At 49.4% G+C, this 26,218-nt stretch carries 23 protein-coding genes and 5 pseudogenes; 8 read left to right on the forward strand and 20 right to left on the reverse strand.

Annotation, left to right across the window (positions count from 1 at the left end; all coding sequences use genetic code 11):
* Positions 1-24 precede the first annotated feature (24 nt).
* The 4 genes from lolB (at position 25) to dauA (ending at position 4,380) form a co-directional block, all read left to right on the forward strand.
* Complete coding sequence (gene lolB / locus HV242_RS12905) at positions 25-636, forward strand: lipoprotein insertase outer membrane protein LolB (protein WP_020882344.1); 612 nt, start codon at positions 25-27, stop codon at positions 634-636.
* Positions 633-1,502 (forward strand): 4-(cytidine 5'-diphospho)-2-C-methyl-D-erythritol kinase, encoded by an 870-nt coding sequence (gene ispE / locus HV242_RS12910; RefSeq protein WP_047356818.1) that lies wholly within the window; start codon positions 633-635, stop codon positions 1,500-1,502. Before lolB ends, ispE begins: the two co-directional genes overlap by 4 nt.
* Before the next feature lie 126 nt (positions 1,503-1,628).
* Positions 1,629-2,576: a ribose-phosphate diphosphokinase gene (gene prs, locus HV242_RS12915; RefSeq protein WP_003856663.1), complete on the forward strand. Its 948-nt coding sequence runs from the start codon at positions 1,629-1,631 to the stop codon at positions 2,574-2,576.
* Positions 2,577-2,700: 124 nt separating this feature from the next.
* Positions 2,701-4,380, forward strand: coding sequence for a C4-dicarboxylic acid transporter DauA (gene dauA / locus HV242_RS12920; protein ID WP_014170504.1), 1,680 nt, complete (start codon positions 2,701-2,703; stop codon positions 4,378-4,380).
* Here dauA and HV242_RS12925 read toward each other — a convergent pair.
* Complete coding sequence (locus HV242_RS12925; protein ID WP_050736928.1) at positions 4,366-5,424, reverse strand: MerR family transcriptional regulator; 1,059 nt, start codon at positions 5,422-5,424, stop codon at positions 4,366-4,368. The genes dauA and HV242_RS12925 overlap by 15 nt on opposite strands.
* A gap of 124 nt (positions 5,425-5,548) precedes the next feature.
* A complete protein-coding gene (ychH, locus tag HV242_RS12930; RefSeq protein ID WP_014170506.1) occupies positions 5,549-5,824 on the reverse strand; it encodes a stress-induced protein YchH in 276 nt (91 codons plus the stop codon).
* Positions 5,825-6,098: 274 nt separating this feature from the next.
* Here ychH and pth point away from each other — a divergent pair, with 274 nt between their 5' ends.
* Together pth and ychF are read left to right on the forward strand one after the other, a co-directional pair.
* Complete coding sequence (pth, locus tag HV242_RS12935; RefSeq protein WP_006175913.1) at positions 6,099-6,683, forward strand: aminoacyl-tRNA hydrolase; 585 nt, start codon at positions 6,099-6,101, stop codon at positions 6,681-6,683.
* 126 nt (positions 6,684-6,809) lie between these two features.
* Entirely contained in the window at positions 6,810-7,904 is a 1,095-nt protein-coding gene (gene ychF, locus HV242_RS12940) for a redox-regulated ATPase YchF (protein WP_014170508.1), read from the forward strand.
* Between the two features lie 144 nt (positions 7,905-8,048).
* Here ychF and HV242_RS24510 read toward each other — a convergent pair whose 3' ends face one another.
* Complete coding sequence (locus HV242_RS24510; RefSeq protein WP_072049784.1) at positions 8,049-8,120, reverse strand: hypothetical protein; 72 nt, start codon at positions 8,118-8,120, stop codon at positions 8,049-8,051.
* The gene (locus HV242_RS24275) at positions 8,113-8,280 is read right to left on the reverse strand and encodes a hypothetical protein (protein ID WP_237760685.1); all 168 of its coding nucleotides are present in this window, start codon (positions 8,278-8,280) and stop codon (positions 8,113-8,115) included. Before HV242_RS24275 ends, HV242_RS24510 begins: the two co-directional genes overlap by 8 nt.
* Positions 8,281-8,920: 640 nt before the next feature.
* Here HV242_RS24275 and HV242_RS24515 point away from each other — a divergent pair.
* Positions 8,921-9,020: pseudogene (locus HV242_RS24515) on the forward strand (DUF933 domain-containing protein); the annotation flags it as partial.
* 54 nt (positions 9,021-9,074) lie between these two features.
* Here the strand turns inward: HV242_RS24515 and HV242_RS12955 are convergent.
* From HV242_RS12955 to HV242_RS12975, 4 genes and pseudogenes are all read right to left on the reverse strand, one after another.
* Complete coding sequence (locus HV242_RS12955; RefSeq protein ID WP_014170518.1) at positions 9,075-9,368, reverse strand: YciI family protein; 294 nt, start codon at positions 9,366-9,368, stop codon at positions 9,075-9,077.
* 105 nt (positions 9,369-9,473) lie between these two features.
* Entirely contained in the window at positions 9,474-9,839 is a 366-nt protein-coding gene (locus tag HV242_RS12960; protein WP_072049778.1) for a hypothetical protein, read from the reverse strand.
* Between the two features lie 498 nt (positions 9,840-10,337).
* Entirely contained in the window at positions 10,338-10,820 is a 483-nt protein-coding gene (locus tag HV242_RS12970) for a hypothetical protein (protein ID WP_020882338.1), read from the reverse strand.
* A pseudogene (locus HV242_RS12975) lies at positions 10,817-11,959 on the reverse strand (RHS repeat domain-containing protein); the annotation flags it as partial. The pseudogene HV242_RS12975 and the gene HV242_RS12970, both read right to left, overlap by 4 nt.
* Here HV242_RS12975 and HV242_RS12980 point away from each other — a divergent pair.
* A pseudogene (locus HV242_RS12980) lies at positions 11,949-12,356 on the forward strand (DUF933 domain-containing protein); the annotation flags it as partial. The pseudogenes HV242_RS12975 and HV242_RS12980 sit on opposite strands and share 11 nt — an antisense overlap.
* A gap of 75 nt (positions 12,357-12,431) precedes the next feature.
* Here the strand turns inward: HV242_RS12980 and comJ are convergent.
* The 12 genes and pseudogenes from comJ to HV242_RS13040 all read right to left on the reverse strand — a co-directional run bounded on the left by comJ (position 12,432) and on the right by HV242_RS13040 (position 26,217).
* Positions 12,432-12,914, reverse strand: coding sequence for a competence protein ComJ (gene comJ / locus HV242_RS12985; RefSeq protein ID WP_044866952.1), 483 nt, complete (start codon positions 12,912-12,914; stop codon positions 12,432-12,434).
* 141 nt (positions 12,915-13,055) lie between these two features.
* Positions 13,056-13,487, reverse strand: a complete 432-nt coding sequence (locus tag HV242_RS12990) for an immunity 26/phosphotriesterase HocA family protein (protein ID WP_050736948.1) — start codon at positions 13,485-13,487, stop codon at positions 13,056-13,058.
* Positions 13,484-13,825 carry a GIY-YIG nuclease family protein gene (locus tag HV242_RS12995; RefSeq protein ID WP_127341429.1) on the reverse strand — a complete coding sequence of 114 codons (342 nt, stop codon included), beginning with the start codon at positions 13,823-13,825 and terminating at the stop codon, positions 13,484-13,486. The genes HV242_RS12990 and HV242_RS12995 overlap by 4 nt, the downstream gene beginning before the upstream one ends.
* Before the next feature lie 71 nt (positions 13,826-13,896).
* Positions 13,897-14,850: pseudogene (locus tag HV242_RS13000) on the reverse strand (RHS repeat domain-containing protein); the annotation flags it as partial.
* Positions 14,851-14,941: 91 nt separating this feature from the next.
* The gene (locus HV242_RS13005) at positions 14,942-15,235 is read right to left on the reverse strand and encodes a YciI family protein (RefSeq protein ID WP_014170518.1); all 294 of its coding nucleotides are present in this window, start codon (positions 15,233-15,235) and stop codon (positions 14,942-14,944) included.
* Positions 15,236-15,631: 396 nt separating this feature from the next.
* Complete coding sequence (locus HV242_RS13010; RefSeq protein ID WP_044867404.1) at positions 15,632-16,150, reverse strand: hypothetical protein; 519 nt, start codon at positions 16,148-16,150, stop codon at positions 15,632-15,634.
* A 452-nt stretch (positions 16,151-16,602) separates the two neighbouring features.
* A pseudogene (locus tag HV242_RS13015) lies at positions 16,603-17,534 on the reverse strand (RHS repeat-associated core domain-containing protein); the annotation flags it as partial.
* 456 nt (positions 17,535-17,990) lie between these two features.
* Positions 17,991-18,473 carry a hypothetical protein gene (locus HV242_RS13020; RefSeq protein WP_181616731.1) on the reverse strand — a complete coding sequence of 161 codons (483 nt, stop codon included), beginning with the start codon at positions 18,471-18,473 and terminating at the stop codon, positions 17,991-17,993.
* 760 nt (positions 18,474-19,233) lie between these two features.
* A complete protein-coding gene (locus HV242_RS13025; protein ID WP_044867400.1) occupies positions 19,234-20,232 on the reverse strand; it encodes a hypothetical protein in 999 nt (332 codons plus the stop codon).
* Positions 20,232-24,620 carry an RHS repeat-associated core domain-containing protein gene (locus tag HV242_RS13030; protein ID WP_050736952.1) on the reverse strand — a complete coding sequence of 1,463 codons (4,389 nt, stop codon included), beginning with the start codon at positions 24,618-24,620 and terminating at the stop codon, positions 20,232-20,234. The genes HV242_RS13025 and HV242_RS13030 overlap by 1 nt, the downstream gene beginning before the upstream one ends.
* A 3-nt stretch (positions 24,621-24,623) precedes the next feature.
* A complete protein-coding gene (locus HV242_RS13035; protein WP_050736953.1) occupies positions 24,624-25,064 on the reverse strand; it encodes a DcrB-related protein in 441 nt (146 codons plus the stop codon).
* 76 nt (positions 25,065-25,140) lie between these two features.
* Positions 25,141-26,217, reverse strand: a complete 1,077-nt coding sequence (locus HV242_RS13040) for a hypothetical protein (protein WP_050736954.1) — start codon at positions 26,215-26,217, stop codon at positions 25,141-25,143.
* Between the last annotated feature and the right edge of the window lies 1 nt (position 26,218).

The raw sequence follows: 26,218 nt of genomic DNA on the forward strand, positions 1-26,218 counted from the left end.
GTATCTCAAGGATTTGTCCTCATTATGACCCGACTGATTCGCCTGCTGCCCCTGGCGGCACTGGTTCTGACCGCATGTACCGTCACCCAACCTAAAGGCCCGGGCAAAAGCCCTGATTCACCGCAGTGGCGTCAGCACCAGCAGGACGTCCGCAATTTGAGCCAGTACCAGACCCGTGGTGCCTTCGCTTATCTCTCTGATGAACAAAAAGTGTATGCGCGTTTCTTCTGGCAGCAAACCGGGCAGGACAACTATCGCCTGCTGCTGTTAAACCCGCTGGGCAGCACCGAACTGGAGCTTATTGCCAAACCGGGTGAAGCGCAGATCACCGATAACAAAGGCAAGCACTATACCGCCACCGACGCCGAAGAGATGATCGGCAAGCTGACCGGAATGCCTATTCCGCTGAACAGCCTGCGCCAGTGGATCCTGGGCCTGCCGGGTGACGCGACCGACTACCAGCTTGACGACCAGTACCGTCTGAGCCAGGTGAACTACACCCAGAACGGCAAAACCTGGAAAGTGGTGTACAGCGCCTATGACAGCAACACCAGGCCTTCCCTGCCATCCAACATGGAACTGACCCAGGGCAGCCAGCGCATCAAGCTGAAAATGGACAACTGGATCGTTAAATGATGACCCACTGGCCTTCTCCGGCAAAACTGAACCTGTTTTTATACATCACCGGACAGCGTGCTGACGGGTACCATACCCTGCAGACGCTGTTTCAGTTTCTTGATTACGGCGACACAATCGCGATTGACCCGCGTCAGGACGGCGAGGTTTGCTTGCTGACGCCGGTTGATGGCGTGGCGCATGAAGATAACCTGATTGTGCGCGCTGCACGTCTGCTGATGAAAGTGGCGTCGGACACCGGTCGCCTGACGGCAGGAAGCGGCGCGGATATCCGTATTGAGAAGCGTCTGCCGATGGGCGGTGGACTGGGCGGTGGCTCATCAAATGCCGCCACCGTGTTGGTTGCCCTGAATCACCTCTGGGGCTGCGGGTTATCTCAGGATGAGCTGGCAGCGTTAGGCTTAACACTGGGGGCGGATGTCCCGGTCTTCGTGCGCGGTCATGCGGCGTTTGCTGAAGGGGTGGGCGAAATACTTTCCCCGGTCGAGCCGCCGGAAAAATGGTACCTGGTGGCCCACCCGGGCGTCAGCATTCCGACCCCGGTCATCTTCAACGATCCTGACCTGCCACGGAATACCCCGGTGCGGTCAATAGAAACGTTATTAAATTGTGAATTCAGCAACGATTGCGAGGTTATCGCAAGAAAACGTTTTCGCGAGGTTGATGCGGTGCTTTCCTGGCTGTTAGAATACGCGCCGTCGCGCCTGACTGGCACAGGGGCCTGTGTCTTTGCTGAATTTGACACCGAATCCGCCGCTCGTCAGGTGCTTGAGCAAGCGCCGGTTTGGCTGCATGGTTTTGTAGCACGTGGGATGAACACCTCCCCCCTACAGCAAGCCATTCTGGCGCAGACTGAGTTTCGGTGACAACGTCACCCTGTTCCAGACGTTGCATCGCGCTCTTTAATACACCGCCTGGATAGCATTTCGCCTGGCCCGCACAGTTTGCGGCGAACGCTATCCACCACTGGACGCATGCCTGAGGTTCTTCTCGTGCCTGATATGAAGCTTTTTGCTGGTAACGCCACCCCGGAACTAGCACAACGTATTGCCAACCGCCTGTACACTTCCCTCGGCGACGCCGCTGTAGGTCGCTTTAGCGACGGCGAAGTCAGCGTACAAATCAATGAAAATGTACGCGGTGGTGATATTTTCATCATCCAGTCCACCTGTGCTCCAACAAATGACAACCTGATGGAACTGGTTGTTATGGTCGACGCCCTGCGTCGCGCTTCAGCAGGCCGTATCACTGCTGTTATTCCTTACTTCGGCTATGCCCGTCAGGACCGTCGTGTCCGTTCCGCGCGCGTGCCAATCACTGCCAAAGTTGTCGCTGATTTCCTCTCCAGCGTTGGCGTTGACCGTGTTCTGACCGTTGACCTGCATGCAGAACAGATCCAGGGCTTCTTCGACGTTCCGGTTGATAACGTATTCGGTAGCCCAATCCTGCTGGAAGACATGCTGCAGCTGAATCTGGATAACCCAATCGTGGTTTCTCCGGACATCGGCGGCGTGGTACGTGCTCGTGCTATCGCTAAGCTGCTGAACGATACCGACATGGCAATCATCGACAAACGTCGTCCACGCGCTAACGTTTCTCAGGTGATGCACATCATCGGTGACGTTGCTGGCCGTGACTGCGTGCTGGTTGACGACATGATCGATACCGGCGGTACGCTGTGTAAAGCAGCAGAAGCGCTGAAAGAGCGTGGTGCCAAGCGCGTATTCGCCTACGCGACTCACCCGATCTTCTCCGGCAATGCAGTAAACAACCTCCGCAACTCCGTTATCGACGAAGTAGTGGTGTGCGATACCATCCCACTGAGTGACGAGATCAAAGCGCTGCCAAACGTGCGCACCTTGACCCTGTCCGGGATGCTGGCCGAAGCGATTCGTCGTATCAGCAACGAAGAATCTATCTCAGCAATGTTCGAACACTAATCGAACACGGCCGAAAAACCCGCTGCGGCGGGTTTTTTTGTCTCTGATATTTATTTGTATGATCAATGCCTCCTTCACCTGCCATTCATATGACAGATGATGCGCACACGGATGAGAGATAATTGTGAAACACGTAACCTCCTCACATGTTCTTCCCTTTCGCGCCCTCATCGACGCTTGCTGGAAAGAGAAATACACCGCTTCACGTTTTATGCGTGACCTTATTGCCGGTATCACCGTCGGGATTATCGCCATTCCGCTCGCCATGGCACTGGCGATTGGCAGCGGCGTAGCACCGCAGTATGGGCTTTACACGGCGGCCGTCGCCGGGATTGTGATTGCGCTAACGGGCGGGTCTCGCTTCAGCGTTTCCGGCCCGACAGCCGCATTTGTGGTGATCCTCTATCCCGTTTCTCAGCAGTTTGGCCTGGCAGGCCTGCTGGTCGCCACCCTGATGTCCGGCGTCTTTTTGATCCTGTTTGGTCTGGCCCGTTTTGGCCGGCTGATTGAATACATCCCCCTTTCCGTGACGCTGGGGTTCACCTCCGGGATTGGCATTACCATTGGGACAATGCAGATCAAGGACTTCCTCGGCCTGCAGATAGCCCACGTCCCTGAACATTACCTGCAAAAAGTTGGGGCGCTGTTTATGGCGCTCCCCACCGCCAACCCCGGCGATGCCGCCATCGGGATTGTTACCCTGGGCACGCTGATTATCTGGCCTCGTTTAGGCATTCGTCTGCCTGGCCACCTGCCCGCCCTGCTGCTGGGCTGTGCGGTGATGGCCATCGTTAATCTCTTTGGTGGGCACGTCGCGACCATTGGATCTCAGTTCCACTATGTTCTGGCTGACGGTTCACAGGGAAGCGGTATTCCTCAACTGCTACCGCAACTGGTACTGCCATGGGATATGCCGGGTTCCAGCTTCACCTTAAGCTGGGACTCCCTGCGCGCCCTTCTGCCCGCGGCCTTCTCAATGGCGATGCTGGGGGCCATTGAATCCCTGCTCTGTGCCGTCGTGCTGGACGGCATGACCGGCACCAAGCATAAAGCCAACAGCGAACTGGTTGGGCAGGGTCTGGGCAACATCATCGCCCCGTTCTTTGGCGGTATTACGGCAACAGCAGCCATCGCCCGCTCTGCGGCAAACGTACGTGCCGGGGCTACGTCGCCGGTATCAGCAGTTATCCACTCCGTGCTGGTGATCCTCGCCCTGCTGGTCCTCGCCCCGCTGCTCTCCTGGCTGCCGCTTTCAGCCATGGCGGCCCTGCTGCTGATGGTGGCGTGGAACATGAGCGAAGCACATAAGGTGGTCAATCTGCTGCGTCGCGCACCGAAAGACGACATCATCGTGATGCTGATGTGTATGTCGCTGACCGTGCTGTTCGATATGGTTATCGCCATCAGCGTCGGGATCGTGCTGGCCTCCCTGCTGTTTATGCGCCGTATAGCGCAGATGACGCGCCTTTCCCCGGTTAACGTAGAGGTACCTGACGATGTGCTGGTGCTGCGTGTGATTGGCCCGTTGTTCTTTGCTGCTGCGGAAGGTCTGTTCAGCGAACTGGAAACCCGTATCGTGGGCAAACGCATTGTGGTGCTGAAATGGGATGCCGTGCCGGTGCTGGATGCGGGTGGTCTGGATGCCTTTCAGCGCTTCGTTTCGCGTCTGCCGGAAGGCTGCGAACTGCGGGTGAGTAATCTCGAATTCCAGCCGCTGCGCACCATGGCGCGCGCTGGCGTGCAGCCGATCCCTGGCCGCCTGGCCTTTTATCCCAACCGTGAAGCCGCGTTAGCGGATCTGTGAATGCCCTGATGCAGAGAAACGTCTCTGCATCATCACGGCTATCGCCTGCTGGAGCCATGCAAGCACGGCAGGCGTCATCCATGTTCCTTTCATCAGATGCGCCTCCTGCTGCATGGCAACGCGAAACTTTTGCTGGGTTTCAGGATTCGTTCCCGCGTATGACTGGAACAATATCCGCCAGTGTTCAGCGAGCATTTGCGCCTCACCGGAAGACGGGTCAAGGTTTTCCCGCTGCGCCTGATGCAATTTCGCTACCAGTGGCGGCCACTCCATCATGCGATCAAAATAGTGCGCGCGGGTAAAGGCCATCTCTTCTGCAGAGAGATACTTTTCCCAGATGGCAAGCTTCGATTCGGCAAACGCCCGCGTAATATAGTCAGTCATTTCCGCCGTAATACCCGTCTGCTCACGCATCTGCGGCTCGACGCTGTGCATCTCGTTCAGCCGGGTGAGAAATTCCGGCTTACCTGCCGTATCCTGCTCCAGGCGTGACATCCAGCGCGTCGCCAGATCCCTGGCACGGGGATCCGAAACGTCGATATTATGCTTCAGCAGGTTATTTGCCTCAGCAACCAGACCTGACCAGATATCCGCAAGTGCCTCCTTCTGTACGGCAAACGGCAACTGCTGTAATTCCTCTTTGCTAAACCAGCGTTCGTACATATTCATTAACTCCAGAGTCTGTAGCCAGGATTCCAGATTGGGTGCCGCATCGTCGGTAAGCCCGGTACGCAATTCCACCAGCCTCTCGCGCAGTGTCAGCATGCTGCGAAGTTGCTTATCCAGCAAACTGATTTGCGCATCGAGTAATTCGGTTAACGACAGCGACTCCTGTTTCAGAAAATCCCTGATTTCAGCAAGTTCCAGCCCGGCTTTTGCCAGCACCTGAATCATATGCAGACGTTGCACATCCGCCAGATTATACAGCCGGTAACCTGCCGCACTTCTGGCAGAAGGCAGTAACAACCCTGTTTGCTCATAGTGATGCAATGTTCGCACGGTGATCCCGGCACGTTTCGCGAGTTCACCCACCTGAATCAACATAACGGCTCCTTTTACTTTGCCAGTGGCACCACTCTGAAGCCTTACGTTACGTGAGGGTCAACCTTTCATGCAAAAAAAAACGACTCCATGAGGAGCCGTTTCGGTGTTCTTTCGTCGTAGCACGTTAGCTGTGTTTGTGCTGGTCCCTGCGGCAGCGCTTATCGTAATGGCGCACCCACCAGTATTTATCGCAGACTTCTTCATGACCACTCACGCGCGCACCGGCAAGCCATAGCACTGCACCAAGGAAGATACTCAATACCGCGCCATGCGCAAAGTATTGCGGAAGGTCAAGCTGCGGCAATTGGTTTAAAATTGAATAACCCACGCCAGCGACCATCACAAACAGTCCCAACCCCATCAGCACATTACCGAGTATCGAAGCGTTTTTGCGTTTCATATGTCACCTCCGGAACTTTGGGTTGTAAGGGGAAAAGCCCCTGATCCTTGTGTGTAAAGTATAGACAACGGCTCTTTTATGAGTTGCGTGAATGATCACATTTACAGATAACTCCCAGACAAAAGTTTACAAATAAGACATTGAACAGCTTGAAATTCTAATTGTTCAGATAAGTAATTATTCATATCTCGCGGTTCGAGCAGCAGAATTTTGTCAAGCGGCGCGTCAGACAGTAAACTACGCGCCAGATCTGGAACCCATTAGGAATTGAATCGTGACGATTAAACTGATTGTCGGCCTCGCGAACCCAGGCGCAGAGTACGCGGCGACCCGCCACAATGCCGGTGCCTGGTACGTTGATCTGCTGGCCGAACGGTTACGTGCTCCCCTGCGTGAAGAACCAAAATTCTACGGGTATACCTCACGTATCAATCTTGCTGGCGCAGATGTCCGTCTGCTGGTGCCCACCACCTTTATGAACCTGAGCGGCAAAGCTGTTGCAGCCATGGCGACGTTTTATCGCATTAACCCGGATGAAATTCTGGTGGCCCACGATGAGCTGGACCTGCCCCCCGGTGTGGCAAAATTCAAACTGGGCGGTGGTCATGGCGGTCACAATGGTCTGAAAGACATTATCAGCAAGCTGGGCAATAACCCCAATTTCCACCGTTTGCGCGTGGGAATCGGCCATCCGGGCGATAAAAACAAAGTTGTCGGTTTTGTGTTAGGTAAACCGCCGGTTTCTGAGCAGAAACTGATTGACGAAGCGGTCGACGAAGCGGTGCGCTGCACCGAAATCTGGCTGCAAGATGGCCTAACCAAAGCGACAAACCGCTTACACGCTTTCAAAGCGCAATAATCCGCCCGATACGGCTTTTTTACCGCGCGTGATGCGGGTTACGTGTATAATAGGCGTAGTTATTTACTTTTCATCAATCGGTTATCGTTAACGGATTGATTATCAAGATATTAAGGTGATTTAGAAATGGGATTCAAATGCGGTATCGTCGGTCTGCCAAACGTGGGCAAATCCACCCTGTTCAACGCACTCACCAAAGCAGGTATTGAAGCGGCGAACTTCCCGTTCTGTACCATCGAACCGAACACCGGCGTAGTGCCAATGCCCGATCCGCGTCTGGACCAGCTCGCGGAAATCGTGAAGCCGCAGCGCATTCTGCCGACCACCATGGAGTTCGTGGACATCGCGGGCCTGGTGAAAGGTGCATCCAAAGGCGAAGGCCTCGGTAACCAGTTCCTGACCAACATCCGTGAAACGGAAGCAATTGGTCACGTTGTGCGTTGCTTCGAGAACGACAACATCATCCACGTTAACAACAAAGTGGACCCGGCTGACGACATCGAGGTGATCAACACCGAGCTGGCACTGTCTGACCTCGACACCTGTGAACGCGCTATTCACCGCGTGCAGAAGAAAGCCAAAGGTGGCGACAAAGATGCGAAAGCAGAACTGGCTGCGCTGGAAAAATGTCTGCCACAGCTGGAAAACGCGGGCATGCTGCGCGCGCTGAAAAACCTGACAGAAGAAGACAAGGCAGCAATCAAATATCTGAGCTTCCTGACTCTGAAGCCAACTATGTACATTGCCAACGTTAACGAAGACGGTTTCGAGAACAATCCATACCTGGACAAAGTGCGTGAAATCGCGGCGGCTGAAGGTTCAGTGGTTGTAGCGGTTTGCGCTGCCGTTGAATCCGACATTGCAGAGCTGGACGACGCTGACCGTGACGAATTCATGGCCGAGCTGGGTCTGGAAGAGCCGGGCCTGAACCGCGTGATCCGCGCAGGCTATGAGCTGCTGAACCTGCAGACCTACTTCACCGCTGGCGTGAAAGAAGTGCGTGCGTGGACGATTCCTGTCGGTGCGACTGCGCCTCAGGCGGCCGGTAAGATCCACACCGACTTCGAGAAAGGCTTCATTCGTGCGCAGACTATCGCGTTTGAAGATTTCATCACCTACAAGGGTGAGCAAGGCGCGAAAGAGGCAGGCAAGATGCGTGCGGAAGGGAAAGATTACATCGTTAAAGATGGCGATGTGATGAACTTCCTGTTTAACGTTTGATTGGTTTTGAATGAAAAAAATCCACGCTTTGGCGTGGATTTTTTAAATATACTGCATTAGTTGTTTAATAAATACGGAATATTATAGCATAAATATGCTATTGCTTTCTTTATCCATGTCAAGGCTTCCTTTAGACTCTTTCAATTAATTAAAATATTTATAAGAATCACTAATCGCTTTTCTTGCCTGCTGCTTCGGAACACCCGCATCAATCATTTCTTTGTAACTGATATGAAACTCTTGTTTCAATGTTATTTCCCCAACCTCCAGGCAAAACTCTACGCGTTCGTTGAGCAGAACTTATATTAATGTGTGGACTGCCTGATGCGGATTTAAGTAACGTAGCAGGTGCAGTATTTCTTTGGTAACCGTTTATTCTTTTCTTAGCCCAGGCTTCTTAAATTGGATGGTGGCTTTGTAAAAATCCATCATTTTTACTATTTGTATGTCCCGACGCTCTATTTACACCTGGAGAAAGAGTACCATGCGGATCGACGTCACCAATTTTATATCCATTCGGTGCTTTACATTTCGACAACCCCCACGGATCCACCCACCCCAGCGCATACTGGTAAAGGTTTACCCCCCCCGCCAACCCTATCGGGTCCTGCTGCGTAAACCGCCCTCAGTCCGGGTCGTAATACCGGAACAGATTGTGGAAGTGACTGGCTTGCCAGTTGGCTGTCCACCCAGTTGCGTCTGGCGATTATTAATGACCTACTCAGCAGAATCTTCGAATAGGTTACCGGCGGCATCCCAGCGCCATTTCTCCTGGCCAGGCAGCGTACCATCCTGAACCAGCAGACTCCCGGCGATGTCGTACTGCCAGCGATGCCAGCTAGCGGGTTATCGTCCTGCTCTTCCGGCACCAGATTATTGCAGTAGTCGTAATCCCAGCGGCGATGCAGTCGACCAAGACGGTCATATTCGCTGCGGGTGGTCAGCACCTTGGATGCGGCTGATCTTACGGTGAAGTTCGTCGCGGCTAAAATCTGATACCGACAGCTTATTGAGAGCAGGGTGAACAAGGCGCGAAGGAGCAGGCAAGCTGCGTGCGGAAGGAAAGATTACATTGTTAAAGATGGCGATGTGATGAACTTCCTGTTTAACGTCTGATTTGTTTTGAATGAAAAAAATCCACGCTTTGGCATGGATTTTTTTATTCCGGGGTTAAAACACATTTTCCAGGAGTTCTGTTTTCATGCTGGGTTCAAAGGGAATGATTTCAACAGTCGCAAGCTTTAACTTCTGAAAAGGATCCTCGCGTAAGCGCTCTTCAAGAGAGGCAAGACTCTCGCACTTAGCGAGAATGACACCGCCGTTTCTTGGGATCCGTCTACCGGACGCCAGAAAAATCCCCTCTGCATACCCCTTTTTTAGCCACTCAACATGAGCAGGTATCGCTGCGTCGATTTCATCGAGTGGTTTTATATAGGTCAAAATGACAATGTAAACCGTGCTCATCCTTTGCCTCTTAACTCTTTTTTTTTAAACCGCTTGTTGGAACTGCTGATACAGTCCCCGTTTTGCCACCGGTTATAGTTATCATTTTTTTTAGCGCTTTTGATCTTAATATGCAGGGCCCGATTGAGACAACGCGTTACGCTTCATATCCCAGGAATAAAACCAATCATGCCAACCATTTTGTTTTGCTGGATAGCTACAGAAAACGACCACTTCCTTTGACAGATTGAATGTTAAGTAATAGAAAGTCGCACCTTCAGGAGGTGCAGAACAAAATAGTTTTTCGCCCTGAGCATCGAAGATGGTCAAAACGGTTGGTAATGGCTTAGACTCGCTTAACGCAAAGACTAACTGGCGTGTTGAGTCGACCATTGCATGGTCTAAAAATGGCATACTAACCACTCTGTTACTTTCACCACTAGCCCAATGAAGCAGGTTATTTTCTTTAAAATAAATGAGATTTTCAATCATTGGTAAACCTCAACCTTTAAAGGTTGATCTTTTTCAAATCACCTTCAAAAAGCCCCACAAGATATACCCGGTATCGTGCTGGTTGCACTTCTTTATACGTTAATACACTAGAAAAATCTTTCAAACACTTTGAACATGTATTTTTCGAAACATCTAATTGGCTATCGTCGTAGCTATATCTCTTATGTTCACTAACAAGCTTCACACCTCTCATTTTCTTAACCAAAAAGCTTTTTACCTCTTCAGTAAGCGTGTCAAATTCATATGAGTTTACGATAGAGTAGACTATTACCCCGTCACATTCAGGGCATGATATTTCCTTTCCATACTCTATGAAATCATTGTCAATGCCATCGAGGACTAATAACTTCTTTTTAAGTCGATTAGTTATTTTCATTTTCTCTATAACTTTTAACTCCAATAATAACAAGTAAGATTAAAAGTAAATGGATGACGTTATTAGTCAATAACTTAATTTAGGCAAGCCTTAGTCATTGATTATATTGAATTCCAAACTATATATATACCATGGTTGAATGACTTTGTCTCATACGAGACAGAAATTCGGCCCCATTCATAATCCCATCTAATCATTTCTGTTTTCGTAATATCAGGAACCCCTAAATTCAGAGAAAGGCTTAGCCAATCAGACAAGCTTTTCACTGAGTTATTTAGCATGTTAATATTAGTTCTCGCATCCCAGTCCTTTAGGGATTTATAATATTCACTATCTTTATCGACAAGATGAACCATAAAAGGAAAACCAAAACATATTGGCCGTATGTTAATTTCAAATTCTTTATCGCAAAAAAATACCGGATCAATAAGATAGTGATAAGGCATGTATTTCTTTACAGCATTAAACGTATTTAGTTTGTGATAAAGTTTACTGTTGCAAAATCCTTCTTCAGTATCAATCTCTAAAGTTAGACCATCGAAAATTAGCTTTCCCGTTTTCGCATTAAAATTTAAGTTTATCATATATCTAAAATCTTTCCTGGGGTTAAAAGATGTCTCGATTCCTCTGGGATAAAGAACTGAAGTCCTCCCCCATCTCCATACAACTTATTGGCTGCAGCTCTACCGTAAGCAACATCTATGTCTTCGCTTACATAGAAAACCCTTAATTTCGTACGTACAGGCCATCGAGGATCTAATTTTACCTGTAACGCTTGATGACAACCCAAAGGATCGCCTCTATATTGATTGACTGTTGGGAATGTCACAGTATATGAGGGTTGCTGATTCCCATTCGGGTAAAGAGCATAAAGAATTGTACCTTTTTTCAGCTTCCTATTCTTATAAACATCAATACCGGGATAATCATCATTTCTAGGGCCTTGCCACTTCGTTGCTTCTTTAGATGGATCCTTACATTTACGACTCAACCCCCACGGATCCACCCACCCCAGCGCATTAGGCGCATACTGGTAAAGGTTTATCCCCCCCCGCCAGCCCTATCGGGTCCTGCTGCGTAAACCGCCCGCAGTTCGGGTCATAATACCGGAACAGATTGTAGTGCAGCCCTGTCTCACGGTCCAGGTATTGCCCCTGCATCCGCAGGTTCTGGGAATATCCTGATAACTGCGTCTCGCTTTCCCGCAGCAGCTTGCCCCAGACGCTGTTCACCCTTCCCAGCGCACCTGCCCTTCGCTATCCGTCATCCGCTCCGGCGTGCCGTTCGGCTGACAGTGGAACCAGAAAATCTCAGTGGCATCCACGCCATCAATGCGCGCCAGCGGGTCGTAGCTGTCCTGATCGATGTAGACACAGGTCAGCGGCACGTCCCCGTTCACCTCCTGCAGCAGGCGGACCCCCTCCCAGACGAACCGGGTAGTGACCGGCTTGCCGGTTGGCTGTCCGCCCAGCATCTGGCGTCGCGTTTTGCTGATGCGTCGCCCGAGTGGCTCCTAGCGGAAGCTGACCTGCGTCTGCGGTTTGTTGCGGTCCCGCGGCTGTCTAATCACTTCCGTCAAGCGATGCTCCCCGTCGTAGCAGTAGTGCCAGCGGGTCTGGCCGTTATCCTTCTCCACGGTGCGGCCGTGGATATCATAGCGCCAGCGAATGCCGTTCAGCTACGTCAGACAGTTGTGCGTGACTTTCTCAGCAGAACCTTCGAGCAGTGAAGGTTCTGTAGTGGTAGCGGTTTGCGCCGCGGTGGAATCCGATACCGCTGAAATGGACGACGCCGACCGTGAAGAGTCCATGGCCGAGCCGGGCCTGAACCGCGTGATCCGCGCGGGCTATGAGCTGCTGAACCTGAAAACCTACTTCACCGCTGGTTTAAAAGAAGTGCGTGCGTGGACCATCCCTGTCGGTGCGACTGCGCCTCAGGCAGCCGGTAAGATCCACACCGACTTCGAGAAAGGCTTCATTCGTGCGCAGACTATCGCGTTTGAAGACTTCATCACCTACAAAGGTGAGCAAGGCGCGAAAGAAGCGGGCAAGATGCGTGCGGAAGGGAAAGATTACATCGTTAAAGATGGCGATGTGATGAACTTCCTGTTTAACGTTTGATTGGTTTTGAATGAAAAAATCCACGCTTAGGCGCGGATTTTTATTCCGAGATAAATTTCCCAGATAGTATTAAATTTAAAAAATACCTTCTTTGAGAGGATGGTCTTTTATTCCTCCCCAAGGGTCATCTAGCAAAAACTTAGCAGCAACAGCTTCTTTTGCCGGTACAAGAGTGAAATTATAGTAAATTTCATCGCCTTCACAAATCTCATAAAAGAGTGAATAAACTTTATCGTTCACATCTATATTTAAATCTAATTTCTCAGTTGCAGAAGCGATTTGCAGCTTATGTTTATCCGTAATGAAAAATGGTACAACAATACAGCGCTGAGCATTTTCATCCAATTTGAAAGCATTCTCTATTTTGATATTGACGTTTGCTCCAAACGCGTCCTCTGGTAATGGATCGAATATAACATAATCCTTATGAAGAACAGCACCTTGAGAAACATTACCCTTTCCCCACTGACTCAGCTTTTCGTCATAGTCTCGGGATCGTAACACTATTTGACTATGTGAAATCAGTAGATCAACTATTTGTATTTTTTTATCATTCATTACATTACCTCGATTTTTATTATCGTTCTACCAATAATGTGAGGTCAGGCCATCAAAAATAAAATACCTGTGATATTTTTAAGGTGTTAATGAGTGGCGGTAATACGAAATCTGACAGGGGAAGCACCCTACCCCTGATGCTCAAATATTGGTCAGGGTATTATCGACAAGCTCAAACCCTGATACCCCCATTGTTGTGTAATTAGGGTATTCGGCAACAGATAACCGCCTGATTTCGTCCTCTCCATTATATAAACCACCAGCATAATTAAATATTTTCAATTGTTTTTTTTCTTCTGTAAGATCAGTGTGACCAATAATTTTCCAAACGCCCTTGCTGATATTTTGGTTGCCGGTAAAGATAACTTTCGTCTCTTTACCAAACTTTTCAAAACTTAGCGGTGTTAATGAACCGCCATCAATAAGTTCTTTACCCTGCTGGATTGATAATATGCAGAACCCTATGGCTTGCTGAAATTTTTTGCTTGGAGCAAAAACAATATGACAAATCGCATATTTCCCATTGCTCAATGGAATGACAAAGATGTCACCCTCTTTGTATTTTACTTTCATAAGCCATTACCTTTCAGAATTGATAACGCATCATTCAATACTTTTCCACCCCAATCACTGCTATGACCCACAATATCATATGTGCTAGCCTTTGGGTTATTAGGACTATACGATCTGATTTTATTGAGGAGATTTGTTAAAAAATTCGTTGACTTAGCTCCACCATTAAGATCCATAATTCTTTGTTCCAAGTATTTAGCTTCAGCTTTGGTCGAATTATTATCAAATATGGTCAACTGTTCCAAATGAGATTTACCCTGTGTATTCGCATGGCTATTCAAACGCGTTGGTGCATCCCCATGTCCTACATAGATAATATTCTTTCCATCGTGTAGCACATACAACCCTTGTCCATTTACAGGATCATAATGTTTACCTGCCCCCCACCCCTACGTGTAGAAGGTAAAACCTTACAAGGTGTTAGACCTAAAGGATCCGTCCAGATTATAGGATTAGGAGCATAGCTGTAAAGATTTAACCCGCCATTTAACCCTATCGGGTCCTGCTGCGTAAACCGCCCGCAGTCCGGGTCGTAATACCGGAACAGATTGTAGTGTAGCCCTGTCTCACGGTCCAGGTATTGCCCCTGCATCCGCAGGTTCTGGGAATATCCTGATACCTGCTTCTCGCATTCCCGCAGCAGCTTGCCCCAGACGCTGTTCACCCCTTCCCAGCGCACCTGCCCTTCGCTATCCGTCATCCGCTCCGGCGTGCCGTTCGGCTGACAGTGGAACCAGAAAATCTCAGTGGCATCCACGCCATCAATGCGCGTCAGCGGGTCGTAGCTGTCCTGATCGATGTAGACACAGGTCAGCGGCACGTCCCCGTTCACCTCCTGCAGCAGGCGGACCCCCTCCCAGACGAACCGGGTAGTGACCGGCTTGCCGGTTGGCTGTCCGCCCAGCATCTGGCGTCGCGTTTTGCTGATGCGGCGACCGAGTGGATCGTAGCGGAAGCTGACCTGCGTCAGGCGGTTGTGCGTGACCTTTTCAGCAGAACCTTCCAGCGGGTTACCGGCAGCATCCCAGCACCACTGCTCCTGGCCAGGCAACGTTCCGTCCTGAACAAGCAAGCGTCCGGCGCTGTCGTATTGCCAGCGGTACCAGCTGAACGGGTTATCGTCCCGCTCTTCCCGTACCAGGTTATTGCGGTAGTGATAATCCCAGCAGCGAGACCAGCGGCGCGGCGACGGACGTTGGGCATTGCCAGTGAATACATCCCGGCGATGCAGTCGACCAAGACGGTCGTACTCACTGCGGGTGGTCAGCAGCCCCTGGGTGCGGCTGGTCTCACGGTGAAGTTCGTCGCGGCTAAAATCTGAGACCGACAGCTTATTGAGAGCAGGGTGAACAAGGGGCGAAGAAGCAGGCAAGATGCGTGCGTAAGGCAAAGATTACATCGTTAAATATGGCGATGTGATGAACTCTTGTTTAACGTTTGATTTTCTTACGGGGTTAAAACACATTTTCCAGGAGTTCTGTTTTCATGCTGGGTTCAAAGGGAATGATTTCAACAGTCGCAAGCTTTAACTTCTGAAAAGGATCCTCGCGTAAGCGCTCTTCAAGAGAGGCAAGACTCTCACACTTAGCGAGAATGACACCACCGTTTCTTGGGATCCGTCTACCGGACGCCAGAAAAATCCCCTCTGCATACCCCTTTTTTAGCCACTCAACATGAGCAGGTATCGCTGCGTCGATTTCATCGAGTGGTTTTATATAGGTCAAAATGACAATGTAAACCGTGCTCATCCTTTGCCTCTCAGTTAGGTTTTTACGCCGATTGTTGGAACTGTTTATGCAGCTCCTCTGTTGCCACCCAGTATTGTTATAACGTTTATGTGTATTTTAATCTTAATAAGCGGGTCCGGATTGGGACAACACGTTATGCATCATAGGAAAAAACCAATCATGCCAGCCGTTTTTTTTACCGCAAAGCTACAGACAATGACAACTTCCCTTGGAAGAGTGAATGTTAAGCAATAAAAAAGTCCCTTGGGGAAGTGCAGACAAATATACTTTCTCACACAGTGCATTGAAGTTTGTCAAAACGGCTGGTAACGGCTTTTGTTCATTTAATACAAAGACTAATTAACGTGTTGAATCTAACATTGCATAGTCTAATAATGATATGCCGAAAGTATATTTTTACCGTTTAACGATCACAATGCTTCTATAATCTGTTTCATTTTTTATCCAGAATATTTCATCTTGAGGTAACGTTCCATCACTGCAGAAATCAACAAGTTCACCTAACCATCCATCAGGAACATATTTGTGATAATGCATATTCTCAACATATTCAGAATATAGTCGCTTACTATCAAAGTCTATAAACAAATCCGGCATTAGATCATATATATCCCACCAGGTTGTTTTGTCTGAAAGACTATTGTAAAACGCCACAGACATATCATCCTTATCGTATAAATAACCCTCTTTAATTAAGTTATCAATGAATATTTGTACGTTTTCTTCATTTACTACTGGTATGTCATATCTTTCTTTATGGATATCCTGTAAGTTAATTTCCACCCCGTTTTTCACAAAATCGTCTACCCATTTAACTCTGTCCAAAACCCACATTTCTTTAAAGGCAACGAACCAGTAAAATCTTCCTTCGTTCTTTACTATTACAAGGAGTTCATCATCTTTATTAACATTCATATAGTAACCTATTTTACATTCCCCGTGCCTGGAATCGCTACTTCTTCAAGCCATTCTGCCCATATTGATGGTAATTCATACGATCTACCTGGCGTTGTCGGATCGACACGCTTAGGAGCTAACCAACCTTGATTTAACGGATTAGTACGATAAACGGCCTGAGGTATTGCACTTTCTTCTATGAAATCCGCCATCCACTTAGGAAGTTGAAAGGAGACAATTTCTGCATTACCACCTCTAATATCAAGGAAATGCTGAGCATGCGAGCTATCTCCAATACTGATATTTAAGGTTCCACTATTTAAGGGTCCACGCTGAATTTTGGGGTTATTAGCAGAATCTAATTTGATTCTGACCCGACTTGCATTTGGTGGAATTCCCGCTTGAATCCTAAATATATACTCAGTTGCATTGGGATCCCCTCTCTTGCATAAACCCAGCGGAGCTATTCAACCTAATGGATTAGGAGCATAGCTGTAAAGATTTAACCCGCCATATAGCCCTATCAGATCCTGCTGCGTAAACCGTCCTCAGCCCGGGCCGTAATACAGGAACAGTTTGTAGTGCAGCCCTGTCTCACGATCCAGGTATTGCCCCTGCATCCGCAGGTTCTGGGAATATCCTGATACCTGCGTTTCACTTTCCCGCAGCAGCTTGCCCCAGGCGCTGTTCACCCCTTCCCAGCGCACTTGCCCTTCAATATCCGTCATCCGCTCCGGCGTGCCGTTCGGCTGATAGTGGAACCAGAAGATCTCCGGGGCATCCACGCCATCAATGCGCGCCAGCGGGTCGTAGCTGTCCTGATCGCTTTAGACACAGGTCAGCGGCACGTCCCCGTGCACCTCCTGCAGCAGGCGGACCCCTTCCCAGACAAACCGGGTAGTGACCGGCTTGACGGTTGGCTGTCCGCCCATCATCTGGCGTCGCGTTTTGCTGATGCGGCGACCGAGCGGATCGTAGCGGAAGCTGACCTGCGTCTGCGGTTTGTTGCGGTTCCTCGGGTTTGGCCGTTATCCTTCTCTACGGTGCGAGCATGGATATTATTATGCCAGCGAATACCATTCAGCTGCGTCAGGCGGTTGTGCGTAACCTTCTCAGCAGAACCTTCAAGCGGTTTACCGGCAGCATCCCAGCGCCACTGCTCCTGCCCGGGTAGCGTGCCGTCCTGAACAAGCAAACGCCCGACCCTTTCGTATTGCCAGCGGTACCAGCTGAACGGGTTATCATCCCGATCTTCCCGTACCAGGTTATTGCGGTAGTCGTAATCCCAGTGGCGGGACTCGCATCGTGGTGTCGGACGCTGGGCATTGCCGGTAAAGACGTCCCGGCGATGCAGTCGACCAAAATAGTCGTACTCGTTGCGGGTGGTCAGCGCCCCCTGCGTGCAGAATGGAAAAATTGCACTGTTAAAGATGGCGACATACTAAACTTCCTGAGTAAAGTTTAAATAGTTTCAGTTGTGTCTTGAGACTCTCTTTACCTTAAGGCATTTACAAATAACCAACGCCATATCTTGATTTTTTATTGAAAGATCAACTAAGGTGTATATAGTGAATCCTGAAAGTGAGTAATTCATCTCGCCATAAATCCAATTTTTACAAAATTATTATCTAACTATTCTTTATGCATTTCATTATACATTTCTCTTTTTTAGACTCATTTTTAAAAGATGTACAAAGAAGATTATTATTTCATTTAGAAAAAAGGGATTAATCCGAGTTTTTATCTCGTATACCAAATAAGGCAGTCATCTATAATAAATTTAAATATCACTATTGGACAATATGACTTCCGTTACATGAATGGATAACTCATATATGTAATGTACGATTTATTACCATCAGAGATTAAGATCCCATCCAATATATATCCCACAATCAAAGGATCTTTCATTTGATTGCACTGTTATCTCTCCCCATTCATAAGTCCATTTTGTTCCATATTGAGGCTTATTTATCTTTCCCATATTGTTTCTGGAAAATTTATTTTGAACCCATTCTGTCAATCGTCTTTCTTCCTCTTCTAGATTTTTTAACGATGCCCTCTTATCCCAATCTTTGAGTGATTGATAAAAATCTCCGTCTTTACTTGTAAGAAAAAGAGATGGGTTAAATGAGAAAATTGCTGGTCTGAACTCTACGATAAAGTTCTGCCCTTCCCATTCAATATCATTTTTCGAAAAATAAAATTTACCTATCTTAGTGAATTGCGGATGGGTTTTGTAAAATTCAGATGAAGTGAATGTTTCAAAAGAGCTAAGTTCAATAGGATAACCATCAATTTTAACATTCCCATTTTTAACATTAAATGTCATCTTCTTCATATATCTATAATCTTACCAGGAATTAATTTACCTCTTGCTTCTTCAGGTATGTAAAACTGCCCCCCCTTTCCGGATTGAGGATTCGCCGTTGCACAACCCCTAGAAACAAATATATCCTTAATACATAATATTCCCTAACTTTGGTTCCTATAGGGAAATCTGAGTTAAGTGTCACTTGTGACACCTCATGATATCCTAATGAATCACCTTTAGATTGCCTAACTGTAGTATGAGTTATGGTATATGCAGGTAACTGATCACCATTTGAATGCAATGCATAGAGGATCGTTCTTTTTTAAGCGTTCTGTTCGAGTAACTATCAATACCTTTATAATCTTTATTATGAGGTCCTTGCCACTTACCACATTAGCACCATCAACTTCGCGATAAACATTCCAGTATTCATTACCATGAATATGAGGTTGAGAGGAAATCTGGACGTTATCTTTCAACACATTCGGTAAGTTTATGGAGTCATAGCGCCAGCGAATGCCACAAAGTCGTCTGTGGTTTGTTAGCATAACCTTAAATACCGAACATCAATAAAATTTATATGATACTTTTTGTTAAGAAAATAATCTGTAATCTTTATAGCAGCGTACACTAATGCACTGTAAGAGGTATACATATTGTTCTATTGACAACATGCGTACCGTAAAGTTATTAACAGTCCATAACCTGGTTTTTTAGAATCGAGGGTTCCACATCGGATTCATTATTCAAATCCTAACACCCTCGATTGTGGTCGAACATTAACATTTTAAATCGAATATATTAAATTAAATAATTTCCGATCTTCACCTTCAGGTCCGAATTTATATTCATCACCAACTAACCTCAGTATTTTTTCTTCATCTACAAAGAAACCTCTGTATACTATAGCGGAAATTATCCTTCCAAATATATCTGAAGAAACGTGTCTTCTCAATGTTTTAAGATCTGCTAAATTATCTCTAAGAATATAATAAGCGTAATTCATTAGAATGAAGTTGGATATTAATAAATTTTTTGTAGATTGATACTTATCAAAACACTGCTCCAAAGCTTTATATATTATTTTTTTAGATTTTTTATATGCATTAATAAAATTACCAGGATCGATAAGATAGCAATTTTTATCATTAAACAACAGGTGATTATCTTCGTTATTCGCAACAAACAAAAAATTCAATACCGATGATTGATAGTATTTTATAGCCTTAATATCTCCAAAGTTTTTCTTTTTTTCAAATTGTGCATAAAATTGCTCAAGCAATGATAATACAGTTACATTGCCATGCCGAACAGTATTTATACAGAGCCCATCATTAGTAATGCATAGTAAATTATAAGAGTCATCATCCATGCCCATTTCAAAACACAAAAACCTTAAAAAAAAGTCTTTTGCTTTTATTGCGTAATCTTCTTTGCTGTTTTTTAAGGAAAGAAGTTGATGTATATAAAATAATATAACGATATCTTTATCTATACGCTGTCGATTATCTATTTGAAACAGATAACCTAATCGAGAAAGAAAAACTTCAAATGCATATTTCCCTTCTTCACTTAGGCCTAGCTTCTTTAATGCACGCTGTAACATAACCTTAGGAAAGCAAGTTTGCCAACGACTCAACTCTGCATACTTCCCATTTTCTTTTTTAAAATAAACGGGAAAAAGGTCTGGTTCATCTTGAACATAGACATAATTTCCAAAACTTTCAATCTCTGCTCTCGCATTAGTGAAGTGTTCAATTTTATGTAGATACATTTCAAAAATCATTAAGTAATCCTCTTACCACATTTCTTCCAATTACCTTTAGCATCTTTCTTTTCAATCTGGAATGAAGTGATTTTATCATTAAAACGAGAAAGGATATTTTTACCGATGCCCCTTGCTCCAGGTTCATTTCTCTTTGATAGAACTCCATCTTTCAGCCCGGTTTCTTTGTAATCAACTTTTGATATATCACTATGTTGATTAAGAAGCTCAACCCCAGAGTCATTTACGGTCATAACGGCACGATACTTTTCATTTCCAGGGTTAAACCCTGGTCGGCTATCATGATTAACCCATATGGCTTTTTCACCACGATTATTAGGAACCAATCCGCCTTTACCATCGCGTTCAGAAGCTGATGCAATCGCTTCATCTTTACTCATATAGCGTATAACTTCCTCTTGTTTTAATCCCAGAGGGTCTATTCGGGTTAAACTATTTGCACCATACTGGTAAAGGTTTATCCCCCCCGCCAGCCCTATCGGGTCCTGCTGCGTAAACCGCCCGCAGTCCGGGTCGTAATACCGGAAGAGATTGTAGTGCAGCCCCGTCTCACGGTCCAGGTATTGCCCCTGCATCCGCAGGTTCTGAGAATATCCTGATACCTGCGTTTCACTTTCACGCAGCAGCTTGCCCCAGGCGCTGTTCACCCCTTCCCAGCGCACCTGCCCTTCGATATCTGTCATCCGCTCCGGCGTGCCGTTCGGCTGACAGTGGAACCAGAAGATCTCCGGGGCATCAACGCCGTCAATACGCGCCAGCGGGTCGTAGCTGTCCTGATCGCTGTAGACGTAGGTCAGCGGCACATCCCCGTGCAGCTCCTGCAGCAGGCGGAACCCTTCCCAGACAAACCGGGTGGTAACCGGCTTGCCGGTTGGCTGTCCGCCCAGCATCTGGCGTCGCGTTTTGCTGATGCGTCGCCCGAGTGGATCGTAGCGGAAGCTGACCTGCGTCTGCGGTTTGTTGCGGTCCCGCGGCTGGCTGATGACTTCCGTCAGACGGTGCTCACCGTCGTAGCGGTAGTGCCAGCGGGTCTGGCCGTTATCTTTCTCCACGGTGCGGCCGTGGATGTCATAGCGCCAGCGAATGCCGTTCAGCTGCGTCAGGCGGTTGTGCGTGACCTTCTCAGCAGATCCTTCGAGCGGGTTACCGGCAGCGTCCCAGCGCCACTGCTCCTGGCCGGGCAGCGTGCCGTCCTGAACGAGCAGACGCCCGGCGCTGTCGTACTGCCAGCGGTACCAGCTGAACGGGTTATCGTCCCGCTCTTCCCGCACCAGGTTATTGCGGTAGTCGTAATCCCAGCGGCGGGACCAGCGGCGCGGCGACGGGCGCTGGGCATTGCCGGTAAAGACGTCCCGGCGATGCAGTCGCCCAAGACGATCGTATTCGCTACGGGTGGTCAGCAGCCCCTGAGTGCGGCTGGTCTCCCGGTGGAGTTCATCGCGGGTAAAATCGGAGACCGACAGCTTATCGAGAGCAATGCTGAGCAGATGCCCGCTGCCGTAGTAAAACTGCTTCAGCTCGCGGCCATCGGGCAGCGTGACGGAGGTGCGGTTGCCGAGAGCATCATACTCCCATGCCAGCTCACCGTGCTCGCCCACTTCATGCGTGACACGCCCCAGGGCGTCATACTCAAAGGCAAGTTCCTGTTCTGCCTCTGCACTCCAGGCGTCAACGGAAAGTGCCGGATGAAGTCCAATACGACTCAGCAAACCTGACGGTGTGTAGTGATAACGGGTCTGCCCTTCCGGCGTGGTGCGGGCAACCAGCTGGCCACTGGCGCTCCAGGCGAAGGCATGGGTGATGGCTTCCGGATGACCGGCGGCAAACGTGCGCGCTATCGTACGCCCGCAGGCGTCATAGCGATACTGTGAGGCCACGCCATCGAGCCCCACCTCTTCCAGCAGCAGCGAGTCCGCGCCCCAGCGGAACTGGTAAGCTTCGCCGTTTTCATTTTCCAGGGCAATCAGTCGCCCGCGGCTGTCCCAGCGGCGACGGACCTCTTCACCCTGAGTATTACGCGTAGCGGTTAATCGTCCTGCCTCGTCGTATTTAAACTCACTTTCTTTGCCATCAGCGCCCGCATGGGTCACCGGCAGGCCGCGTTCGTTCCATGCGAGCGACTCTGTCCAGCCTTCCGGTCGATCGAGTTGCACCGGACGCCCTGCGGCATCGTAGCGATAGCACGTCTCTTCGCCGTCAGCGCCGATCTCAGTCGTTAACCAGCCCAGCGGATGATAGGTATAGCGGGTTATACGTCCTGAACAGTCTGTGGCACGAATGACCTGCCCGGCCTCGTTGTACTCCTGGTAGCGACTGTTTCCCGCGGCATCAACTTCTTCAACGACCTGACCAAACTCGTCCCGGCGCAGCAATGTTGTCTGCCCCATCGGGTCTACCACACGCTTCAGCCCGTGATGCTCGTCGTACCAGAAACGGGTCGCACTGCCGTCAGCTTCAATGATGGCTGACGGCAGCGCGCGGTGTTCCAGCCAGGTGGTGGTGCGGGTATTGCCGTCGGCGTCGATTTCCTGCACCCGGTTGCCCATTTCGTCGTAGACAAAGGTGACGGCGTTACCGAGCGGATCGATGCGACGGGTCAGAAGTTCGTTGTCATCCCACTCATAGCGCCAGTTTTCACCGCGCTCGTCAACGTAGCGGACAATCAGATTCTGGGCATTCCAGTAGTGGCGGCGCGTCTGACCATCGTAGTGTTCGACGGTCGTCAGCCCGGCGGCTAAATCGTAGGTGAAGCGGCAGCCGTCGCCGGAGCTGGTGCGGTTTTCCACCACGCGCCAGTGGTCAAATTTTTGCCAGCGGTATTCGCTCTCCAGCCCGCCCGGCAGGCGATGCCAGACCATCAGGCCGTGGTCGTTATAGCGGTATTCACGCGTTACTACGCCAGAGGCATCCGTCACGCTCGCCAGCTGACCACGCGCATCGTAACCCCACTGCATCAGCGGCCAGGTACGGTTGCCGTCAAAATGGCTGGCAGAGGTGGCGCGCTGCGGGAAACGCTCATCTTCATAGCGCAGGGTGACATCAATCGCCCGTGGCTCATCGTGAAGATTGACCAGCCTGCCGTGTTCATCCCACTCCGTCAGCAGCGCGTTGCCATATTCATCGCTGAGGGAGGCCAGACGCAGGAGGGTGGGATTCGCCCGGGTTGGTTTATACAGACGCCATACCGCGCCGTCATCGTCGGCAATCGCCACGTCGCCGCTCTCATTGCGGCGGATGATGATGCCTTCGCTGATGCTGTAAAACGCGCGATCGACGGGCGGCAGCTCAAAGCTCAGCTCACGGCCGGTTTCGTCGAACCAGATCGCGTTGTTCTCTTCGAGCGTCAGATAGCTGTCAAAGGTTGTCGCCCAACCCAGACCAAACAGCCCTTCACGGGTGGTCAGGCTGTTGTAACTGCGCTGCCAGCGCAGCGGGAAGCGCCCCGGCAGCGAGAAATCGAGTTCATCGTCATCATTCAGCACCTTCACGCCGGTGGCGGCGTGAACCGGGTGCGATGAGCCAAACACAGCATTAACGGCCATATCGGCCAGCATGCCACCGCCGGCTGCCGCCAGCGCACAGGGCATATTTTTCAGGATTTTACCCGGACGCCCGCGCAGCAGGGAGAGCGCAATCATCCCCAGCGCCAGACCCGGCGTTTTACCGCTTTTGATATCGCGGACCGTGAGCGTGTCCCCGCCGATGATCACATTCGGGGAGACATCGTCGGAAACGGTGCCTTCGCAGGTGGTGCGATCTTTTGCACGTACCGCGGGCTGCCCGTTAATGAAGACGCTTTTAGAGCCTTCCGCCAGATACTGCGGCCCGGAGTGCTTTTCGCACGCCACCTTGTCTTCTTCCAGCGGCGAGGTTCCCGCGGCGGCAGAAGCCACGCTCGGCTGCCACATCTCGCTGCCAAACTGTCCAGCGGCGGAAAGCAGCATGCCGGCGTAATCGGCAAAGCTGCCCGGAGACTGTGGTTCAGGTGACGGTGTATCGGCGGGCGTCAGCGTCCCGGCCGCTCGTGCCGCGGGAATTGCGTTCGTCAGAACGTTATCAGACCCGGTGGTGATTTTGCCCGCTGGCGACGGCGGGAACAGCGCGTTGCCTAAGCCTTCGGCGGCGTTGCTGATATCGTCAGTTATACCCGCCACGTTTGCCAGTACGCCGCCAATGATCCCACTTAACAGACAGCTGGATCCAATCGCCGCCACGCCCGCGGCGGCAGCACCCGCCCCCAGCAGCGGAGCAGCAACGGTTGCCGCCGCGCCTACGGCAGCGCCGATAACGGCATAGGCCGCACCTTCCGCCACAATACTGGTGATATCCGCAAAAATGCTGGAGTGAATGATCTCGTCGCCCTGACGGGCCGCGTTGTTATCGCTCATGCCTTACACATTCCGGTTGTCGTTTAGCGTCAGACTCTGCTTAAGTGCGCTCCAGCGCCCCTCATCCTCTGCGGTGAATGCTCTGAGCGCCGAGAGGGTAAAAATCATCAACACCGGCTTGCCCGGCGTTTGTACGGCCAGTTGTTTTTGCCAAATGCGCTGTCCGTTACTGTCAAAAGTCGTCTCGACTTCCAGCGCGTTAATTTTTCCGTCAGGCCCGACCTTTACGCCCTGGAATGCGCTTTGGGCAATCTCGCCCATCTGCGGACGTAGTAGTTCCCACTGGCGGTGAAACTCTTTCTCATAGTCGCTGCCATCCGGAATAACGCCGCGACTGACCACCACGGACAACCCGCTTTCGTCGTCGCGAATAATGTTCATACTGTTATCCTGCCACGCGGCAGGAAAAAGGGAGAAGGAACCTTCCTGGAGGGTATATTTCATATGGGAACTCGGGATGATTAATAGTGTGAGAAACAAAAGAGGCCAATCCATGCTGGCCTTTTGGCTGGCGAATGCATTATTTAAGCCACTGACCTGACTGTTCAACTAACACATGGCTGCCTTTGCTCACGACCAATTTCACGGGTGAGTAAGTCACGGTGTAAGCGATCTCGCCATTCTTATAGGTAGAGCCAATTATTTTACCTGCAGGATCGTGCAACGTTTTCCCCTTAAGGGAGAGCGTACTATTATCACTTTTGCGCACGCCGAGATAATACATCTGGTCACATTCACTAGTAAAACGCCCGCATTTATTGACCAGAGAAATAGCGAACTTTTCAGTATTGAGTTTTCGGGTTTCAACTGTCTGAGCCGAAGCAGCTTTCTGTAACGTATAACGCTGCGGAGCATAATAATTTCCTTTTTGAGGAGGAGTAACTAAACGCCATTCCATTTCACTCCCCTTAATTTCCAGAACAGCCCGTCCGCCTATACCGCCAAACGATGAGTTGAACTCAACATTGGCACGATTGCCCGCGATCGTACCGCTAAGATTACGCTCATCATCTTCCGGGCAATCAATGCGGTTTCCTCTTTGAGAAATATAGCAATAAGATCCGGAGATACGGCCACCTGATTCAGCTAACCGCAGAGTTAACGTCGAGTCGTTCGCGTACCCGCCTGACCATACTCCGCCAAATGCGGGACCAGATTGGCTTATCGTTTCAAAATGCAGTGTGCCAAATCTTGCAGCCCATTTTTTAATATCGCCGTTAATATCCTGGCGATGTTCAGAAGACTGATAATGAATAACGTCAGACTCGGGTATGACCCAGGCAGCGTAGATTTTGCCATCTGGTTCGATAACCAAAGCAGAGGCGTTTTCCAGATAAAGATTTTTTAGCCAGCCTTCAATCAACAATCCTCCGTCAGCCGTGGAATGCGGTTCACCAAATACATCAAAATTGTTGATAAACGTCTGGTAATCGCTTCCCAGGGCCTCTCTGAGGAGGTCTGTCACTTCGCTATCGTTAACGATGCGACTGACCGTATTGAGCTTATTGTATTGTGATAACTGTAGCGCAGTTGCAGTTTCAGCTGCATCTGCCAAGAAAGCGGTGAGCAATACGGCTGCCAGATATTTCCTTTTCATA

It is taken from the genome of Enterobacter sp. RHBSTW-00593 (assembly GCF_013784105.1).
In the GTDB taxonomy this organism is placed as follows: Bacteria; Pseudomonadota; Gammaproteobacteria; order Enterobacterales; family Enterobacteriaceae; genus Enterobacter; species Enterobacter ludwigii.

Coding starts and splice junctions, on each gene's coding strand:
- HV242_RS12955 (WP_014170518.1), bottom strand. CDS start 9,368: ATGAGCACGGTTTACATTGTCATTTTGACCTATATAAAACCACTCGAT.
- ychF (WP_014170508.1), top strand. CDS start 6,810: ATGGGATTCAAATGCGGTATCGTCGGTCTGCCAAACGTGGGCAAATCC.
- ychH (WP_014170506.1), bottom strand. CDS start 5,824: ATGAAACGCAAAAACGCTTCGATACTCGGTAATGTGCTGATGGGGTTG.
- lolB (WP_020882344.1), top strand. CDS start 25: ATGACCCGACTGATTCGCCTGCTGCCCCTGGCGGCACTGGTTCTGACC.
- HV242_RS13035 (WP_050736953.1), bottom strand. CDS start 25,064: ATGAAATATACCCTCCAGGAAGGTTCCTTCTCCCTTTTTCCTGCCGCG.
- HV242_RS13025 (WP_044867400.1), bottom strand. CDS start 20,232: ATGATTTTTGAAATGTATCTACATAAAATTGAACACTTCACTAATGCG.
- HV242_RS13030 (WP_050736952.1), bottom strand. CDS start 24,620: ATGAGCGATAACAACGCGGCCCGTCAGGGCGACGAGATCATTCACTCC.
- ispE (WP_047356818.1), top strand. CDS start 633: ATGATGACCCACTGGCCTTCTCCGGCAAAACTGAACCTGTTTTTATAC.
- comJ (WP_044866952.1), bottom strand. CDS start 12,914: ATGAATGATAAAAAAATACAAATAGTTGATCTACTGATTTCACATAGT.
- HV242_RS13040 (WP_050736954.1), bottom strand. CDS start 26,217: ATGAAAAGGAAATATCTGGCAGCCGTATTGCTCACCGCTTTCTTGGCA.
- HV242_RS12970 (WP_020882338.1), bottom strand. CDS start 10,820: ATGATAAACTTAAATTTTAATGCGAAAACGGGAAAGCTAATTTTCGAT.
- HV242_RS12925 (WP_050736928.1), bottom strand. CDS start 5,424: ATGTTGATTCAGGTGGGTGAACTCGCGAAACGTGCCGGGATCACCGTG.
- HV242_RS12990 (WP_050736948.1), bottom strand. CDS start 13,487: ATGAAAGTAAAATACAAAGAGGGTGACATCTTTGTCATTCCATTGAGC.
- HV242_RS13020 (WP_181616731.1), bottom strand. CDS start 18,473: ATGAAGAAGATGACATTTAATGTTAAAAATGGGAATGTTAAAATTGAT.
- HV242_RS13010 (WP_044867404.1), bottom strand. CDS start 16,150: ATGAATGTTAATAAAGATGATGAACTCCTTGTAATAGTAAAGAACGAA.
- HV242_RS12960 (WP_072049778.1), bottom strand. CDS start 9,839: ATGATTGAAAATCTCATTTATTTTAAAGAAAATAACCTGCTTCATTGG.
- HV242_RS13005 (WP_014170518.1), bottom strand. CDS start 15,235: ATGAGCACGGTTTACATTGTCATTTTGACCTATATAAAACCACTCGAT.